A 6,299-nucleotide genomic window follows, 5' to 3' on the forward strand; every position below is an offset into this window, starting at 1 on the left:
AGCAGGTCCGAAGCGGTACCGCCAGCTGCCCTAGTCGGCTTTCACTTATAAATGAAAGAGAGTATCGTGGAGGAAGGCTAGCAAAGATGAGGAGAAGCCGGTGACAGCGATCATGCTTACTCGGACCGATGTTCTCGTGACGGACGAAGAACTTACGACCGTTCGCCGCGAGGTCGAATCGACTCCTGCGGGGCTGGCAGGTTTCGCAGCCGTCATGACTGACGGCACCACTCGCCAGCTTCCCCCTGAACTGTCCGCGATCATTGACAAGGCTTTCCACGCTCTCGCTATGAACGGGAGTGTCACCGTGGGGACTCTTCCTGATGAACTCACAAGCAACACCGCCGCTGAAGTCTTAGGCGTCTCTCGTCCAACGCTGCTGAAGCTCGCGAGGGACGGAGAAATCGAATCATTCAAAGTTCGTACCCATACCCGGTTCAAGAGGGATGCGGTTCTGGCATTCAAGGCGAAGAGGGAAGAATCCCGTCGCGCAGCATTTGCTAAGCTGCGGGAACTTGAGGACCAAATCGACGATCTGGACTAAGTCCACAGGATAAGCATTCACGTTGGGACATAGCGCAAACTAGTGCCATGGCCCAACGTGTTTTTGTCGATGCAAACGTGCTTTTTAGCAGAACCCTCCGCGACTGGCTTTTTCTTTTACGTATCGAATCCAACGGCGGAATGTTCCAGTTGCACACCACTTGGGATGTCATTGCAGAGGCGGGTGCACGGCTTCGCGATGAGTATCCCAACACGTCCGGCGATTTACTCGCAGGCTTGATGAAAAAAATCCAAGAGTGCGTTGATGAAGTAGTAACGGCGTTTCCGGGCGGTCCCGTCGAGGGGATCGCTGACGAGGGAGACTGGCACGTTCACCATGCGGCTGAAGCTTGCAGAGCCCATGTGCTCCTGACTGATGACACCGGGTTCGAATCGGATGACTCCCATTACGAGGTCTACACCTGTGATGATTTCTTTCTTGAAGTGGGACGTTCAGCACCGGATGTGGTCAAACGTGTTGTTGAAACGCAGGCACTTTACTGGTCGAGGAGAAGTGGAAAGCAGCTTCCGGATGCACTGCGCGACGCCGGGTGCTTGGAATTCGCGGATGTTGTTTTGGGGTTCCTCAAAGAAATCGCTGCACGGTAGTTGTAGTCCGACGTAGTTGTGCTCGCGAGAAGAAGGGACCGTGATCGGTGGGTAGTTCTGCCCATGCGGGATCGCGCTTATGACTTGTGCTGACCTCGGTGACCTGAACTACGCTTGTGGCTGCGCGGGCCGGGCAAACGCCGTGGGTCGGGGGATCGACACGGCGTGTTTTGAAATCGTTCCGCTTCAGCAGGTCCCTCGTTCCGGATAGACCACCGGTGTTGTCCGCAAGGATGCTCCGGTGCCCACAGCATGTGAAAGGGCCTTGCTATGAGCAACAACAACGGCACACCCCAGCCTCCCTACAATCCGGACGGGGTACCCCAGCCGCGCTATGACACAGGCAAGGGCCAGTACCGGCAATACCAGCCGGGGCAGACGCAGGCCATGTACCAGCCGGAAGCTGAGCAGGGCCAGCCGCAGGACGCGCCGACCCAGGCTTTTCCGGCCCAGCACAACCCGACCCAGGCCTTTCCCGTGCAGCAGGGCCAGCCTGTCAACAACCCCGACGGCCAGTACGCTGAGACCGTCCACCGCTATCCCCAAGCGGATCAGGGCCAGCCCGGCTACCCCGGCTACCCCGCCGGGCCGGGCTACCCCGGCCAGCCCACCGGACCCGGCCACAACCCGGGCGACCACAACAAAAAGTCCCTCTTCTTCATCCTGGGTGGAGTCGCCGTCGTCGTGATTATTGCGCTGGTGGTGGCGTTCACGTGGTTGATTCCGTCGATGACCAAGCCAACAGCGGTGGAATCGCCGTCGGTGACGTCCTCGGATAAGGCGTCCGACGCCGCTGCCGAACCGACTGCTGAGGGGGAGCCCTCCCCTGACGACGTGCCGCCCACGGAACTGCCCGCCGGGGTCATCCCGCTGCCGGCAACATGGGAAGAGCTCGCCGGCCCGAGCAACGTCCCGGCCGACGGCGACCCCTTGTTCAGCAAGTGGGTCACGGGTGAATCGTCCTTCCAGTACTTGGCCGAGTGGACCCACGACGAGTCGTTCGGCATCACCAAGGACCCGAGTACCGGTGAAGAAATCCAGAAGCGTGCCCAGGGCACAGTGGAGACCGACGGAGACGGCATCGCGCTCGCCTACGCGTTCTTCGCTGAGTCGGAGGAAGGCAAGTTCGGCAAGGACCCGGCCGAAATCAGGAAGGCGCTGGCGGACATCGAGGCCCGCTACAAGGGCATGACGGCCACTGAACTGCCGCAGAACCTGGTGGGCCACAAGTGCGCGTCAGACTTCAAGACCACCATGCCGGAGATCCGTGAGTTCCGTCGGGGGGAGGCCGTGGTCATTGGCTTCACCTGCACCAACGCCCGCGGCGAAGCCATCCAGGCCGTGAACCTGTTCTCGGTGACTCCCTGGGGAACCCCGCAGATGCTCGGCGTCAGTGGGCACAAGGAATATTGGGATGCTCACCCGGGGCTCTTCGAGCAGCTGGGCAACTCGTACCGCATCAACAAGTGGAAGATGGGCTAGGTCCCAGCTTTGGGGCCTGTTGGGCAGGGCTAAAGTTGAGGGGTGACTGACCTTCCCCACAACACAGCCCTGCCCACCCCTGCCGAAACCCCCGTCGGGACCACAGCGGAAGGCGAGGCCGAGGCGAAAGCGGAGGTCGGCGTCGGGCCTTGGGAAGGCGAGTGGCCGGAAGGCGGGCACTGGGACCCGGACCTGTTGAGGGATGGTGACCGGCGCAATGTGGTGGACAAGTACCGGTACTGGAAGCACGAGGCGATCGTCGCCGACCTGGACTCCAAGCGGCACGAATTCCACATCGCCATCGAGAACTGGCAGCACGACCTCAATATCGGCACGGTTGTCCGCACCGCGAACGCCTTCCTCGCCAAGGAGGTCCACATCATCGGACGACGGCGATGGAACCGGCGCGGGGCGATGGTCACCGACCGCTACCAGCACGTCCGCCACCACCCAACGGTTGAGGATTTCGTCCAGTGGGCGGAGGGGGAAGGGCTGGCTGTGATCGGCATCGACATCTTCCCGGATTCCGTGCCGCTGGAGACGTACGATCTCCCCGAAAAGTGCGTGCTCGTGTTCGGCCAAGAGGGCCCCGGCCTGACGCCCGAAGTGCACGATGCCGCCGTCGCAACGCTGTCCATTGAGCAGTTCGGCTCCACCCGGTCCATGAACGCGGCGTCGGCTGCGGCCATTGCCATGCACGCGTGGGTGCGCCGGCACGTGTTCCAGCAGCCCGTGTAGATCCCGCCCCGCTGCCCGGCCGCCCGCCCAGTTGGCATTTAATGACAGTCCCAGAGCTCCGGACTGTCATTAAATGCCAACTCGCGGAGCGGCTGCCGGGCAACCTGTGGATAACCACGCGCGACTCTTCCCGGAAGGGCCAGAATGGGGGATGCGCAGGAAAGAGCTACCGGAGCACCTCACAACGGGCTCGTTTTCTGTGCGCGCGTCGGACAAAGCCGGTGTGACCCGGTCACGAACCCTCGCCAAGGACTTGGTGCTGGTTTCCCGCGGGATCCGGATGCCGGCCGCGTCTGTTGCATCCGGGGCAGCTGCGCTGCGGGCGTACACGGACCTGGATGATTCCTCCATTCTGGTCTCGCTTTCGGCAGCAAGGATCTGGGGTATTCCCCTGCCCGGCAACCGGAACGGGGATTGGCGCATCCATCTGGCCCGGCGCGCCGGATTCAGTTTCCCGCGGCGCGTGAACGTGGCGGGCCACCTCCTGACGCTGCTTCCGGACGAGACCGTGGAGTACGACGGCGTCAGGCTCACCTCGCCCGCGCGGACGTGGTTGGACTTGGCTTCGCTGCTGAGTGTGGAGGAGTTGGTGGCTGCCGGCGACCACCTTGTGTGCTCCCACGGTCCGGAGTTCCCTGTTCCCAAGGAAGCGCTCTGCAGCATCGAGGAGCTGACTGAGACCGTGGGCCGCCATCCGGGAATGCGTGGAATCAGGACGGCGCGGGCAGCACTGAAACTCATCCGCGTGGGCGCTGATTCCGCTCCCGAAACACATATGCGCTTGGCCTTGGTCAACGCGAATCTTCCCGAACCCGTACTCAACTACGCGGTCCGGAATCCCTTTGGCCAAGCAGTGCTATGGCCGGACGCCGCCTACCTCGAGTACCGGATCTCGCTCCAATACGACGGCCAACACCACGGCGGCGGGGACCAGCATCTAAGGGATATCGAGCGCCAAGAGAAATCCCTCGCCTATGGCTGGCTGGAAGTCCGGATCTCCAAGCTCGACCTTGAAGGTGAGCGGCCCGCCGTCGTACATAAAGTCCGCCGCGCGCTACAAAGCCGCGGCTGGAAGCCCGGGTGACCTCGGGACGCCGAGTCGGCATTTAATGACAATCCCAAGGGGCCGGATTGTCATTAAATGCCAACTCGGCGGAAGTGTTAAGGCCCCCAGTGACCGGAAACACGGCGTTCCGGCGGATATCGCTAGGATGGGTGCTAGCCGTAAGCGGTCTACTCCAGGGTTACCAACCCACAGACGAATTCAGCATAGGAGTCACCATGCCCATTGCAACCCCAGAGATTTACTCCGAGATGATCGACCGCGCAAAGGCTGGCGGATTCGCTTTCCCCGCGGTCAACGTGACGTCGTCGCAGACTCTGAACGCTGCGATCCGCGGTTTCGCCGAGGCCGAATCCGATGGCATCATCCAGGTTTCCACCGGTGGCGCAGCCTACTGGTCGGGCGCTTCGGTCAAGGACATGGTGGCCGGTTCCCTCGGCTTCGCCGCGTTCGCCCGCGAAGTTGCCAAGAACTACAACGTCAACATCGCCCTGCACACGGACCACTGCCCGCAGGACAAGCTGGAAGGCTTCGTCCTCCCGCTGCTGGCCGCTTCCGAGGAAGCCGTGAAGGCCGGCAAGGACCCGATCTTCAACTCGCACATGTGGGACGGCTCGCACGAGACCCTGGAAGACAACCTGCGCATCGGGCGCGAACTGCTGCAGCGCGCGGCTGCTGCCAAGATCATCCTTGAGGTCGAAATCGGCACCGTCGGCGGTGAAGAGGATGGCGTCGAGAACGAGATCAACGAGAAGCTCTACACCACCACCGCAGACGCACTGGCGACCATCGAGGCCCTGGGTGCCGGCGAAAACGGCCGCTACCTCACCGCCCTCACCTTCGGCAACGTCCACGGCGTCTACAAGCCGGGCAACGTCAAGCTCAAGCCGGAACTGCTCAAGCAGATCCAGGCTGAGGTCGGCGCCAAGATCGGTAAGGACAACCCCTTCGACCTCGTCTTCCACGGCGGTTCCGGTTCCACCGAACAGGAAATCGCCGACGCGGTTTCCTACGGCGTCATCAAGATGAACATCGACACCGACACCCAGTACGCGTTCACCCGCCCGGTTGCCGGCCACATGTTCTCCAACTACGACGGCGTCCTGAAGGTCGACGGCGGCCTGGGCAACAAGAAGACCTACGACCCCCGCGTCTGGGGTGCTTCGGCTGAAGCCGGCATGGCCGCACGCATCGTCGAGGCAGCACAGCAGCTCGGATCCGCTGGCAAGACGTTCTAATGTCCGACGAATTCCGGAAGAACCTGATGGGGCCGGAGCCCACGCTCCTGCCCGCCGAGAACGAGATCTACCAGCACCTGGCCCTTGGCAAGGAAGCGCTGGACCTCGTGGCCCAAAACCCCACGTCGTCACTGCTGTGGGCCATCCTCGCCGAGGAAGCCTGGGCCGAGGGTCGGACCATCGAGTCCTACGCTTACGCCCGCGTTGGCTACCACCGGGGCCTGGACAACCTGCGACGCAATGGCTGGCGCGGCGTCGGGCCCATCCCGTGGGAGCACGAGCCCAACCAGGGCTTCCTGCGGGCGCTCTACGCACTGGGCCGGGCCGCATCGGCGATCGGCGAAGCTGACGAACCGGAGCGGATCGAGAAGTTCCTGAACGACTCGGATCCCAAGGCCAAGGCAGCCATCGAGGCGCGCTAAAGACAAGAACAAACGACGGCGGCCCTCACCGAAAAGGCGAGGGTCGCCGTCGTCGTTAACCGTCCCCTAGACTCTTCTATGTCTGTCAAGGGGTTTGGGTTGCTGTTGCTGTGGCGTTGAGTGTGCGGTAGATACGGCGGGCCGTGTAGCGTTGATGCAGCGGCGGATTTCTTTGTCGGTGCGACCTTCGGCCCGTCGTTTCTC

7 protein-coding genes are annotated in these 6,299 nt (G+C 62.4%); all 7 read left to right on the top strand.

Annotated elements, in window-relative coordinates:
- The first annotated feature begins 100 nt into the window (after positions 1-100).
- The 7 genes from PQ627_RS19690 to PQ627_RS19720 all read left to right on the top strand — a co-directional run bounded on the left by PQ627_RS19690 (position 101) and on the right by PQ627_RS19720 (position 6,095).
- Positions 101-544: a helix-turn-helix domain-containing protein gene (locus PQ627_RS19690; RefSeq protein ID WP_260842464.1), complete on the top strand. Its 444-nt coding sequence runs from the start codon at positions 101-103 to the stop codon at positions 542-544.
- A gap of 47 nt (positions 545-591) precedes the next feature.
- Positions 592-1,152, top strand: coding sequence for a PIN domain-containing protein (locus PQ627_RS19695; protein WP_274263004.1), 561 nt, complete (start codon positions 592-594; stop codon positions 1,150-1,152).
- A gap of 270 nt (positions 1,153-1,422) precedes the next feature.
- The gene (locus PQ627_RS19700; RefSeq protein WP_274263005.1) at positions 1,423-2,634 is read left to right on the top strand and encodes a hypothetical protein; all 1,212 of its coding nucleotides are present in this window, start codon (positions 1,423-1,425) and stop codon (positions 2,632-2,634) included.
- A 42-nt stretch (positions 2,635-2,676) separates the two neighbouring features.
- Complete coding sequence (locus PQ627_RS19705; RefSeq protein WP_186313623.1) at positions 2,677-3,372, top strand: TrmH family RNA methyltransferase; 696 nt, start codon at positions 2,677-2,679, stop codon at positions 3,370-3,372.
- Between the two features lie 223 nt (positions 3,373-3,595).
- Positions 3,596-4,456 carry a hypothetical protein gene (locus PQ627_RS19710; protein ID WP_274263006.1) on the top strand — a complete coding sequence of 287 codons (861 nt, stop codon included), beginning with the start codon at positions 3,596-3,598 and terminating at the stop codon, positions 4,454-4,456.
- Positions 4,457-4,653: 197 nt separating this feature from the next.
- The gene (gene fbaA / locus PQ627_RS19715; RefSeq protein WP_144661880.1) at positions 4,654-5,673 is read left to right on the top strand and encodes a class II fructose-bisphosphate aldolase; all 1,020 of its coding nucleotides are present in this window, start codon (positions 4,654-4,656) and stop codon (positions 5,671-5,673) included.
- A complete protein-coding gene (locus PQ627_RS19720) occupies positions 5,673-6,095 on the top strand; it encodes a DUF3151 domain-containing protein (RefSeq protein ID WP_144661881.1) in 423 nt (140 codons plus the stop codon). The genes fbaA and PQ627_RS19720 overlap by 1 nt, the downstream gene beginning before the upstream one ends.
- The last annotated feature ends 204 nt before the right edge of the window (positions 6,096-6,299 follow it).

This window comes from Paenarthrobacter sp. AB444, from assembly GCF_028736865.1.
Classification (GTDB): Bacteria; Actinomycetota; Actinomycetes; order Actinomycetales; family Micrococcaceae; genus Arthrobacter; species Arthrobacter nicotinovorans_B.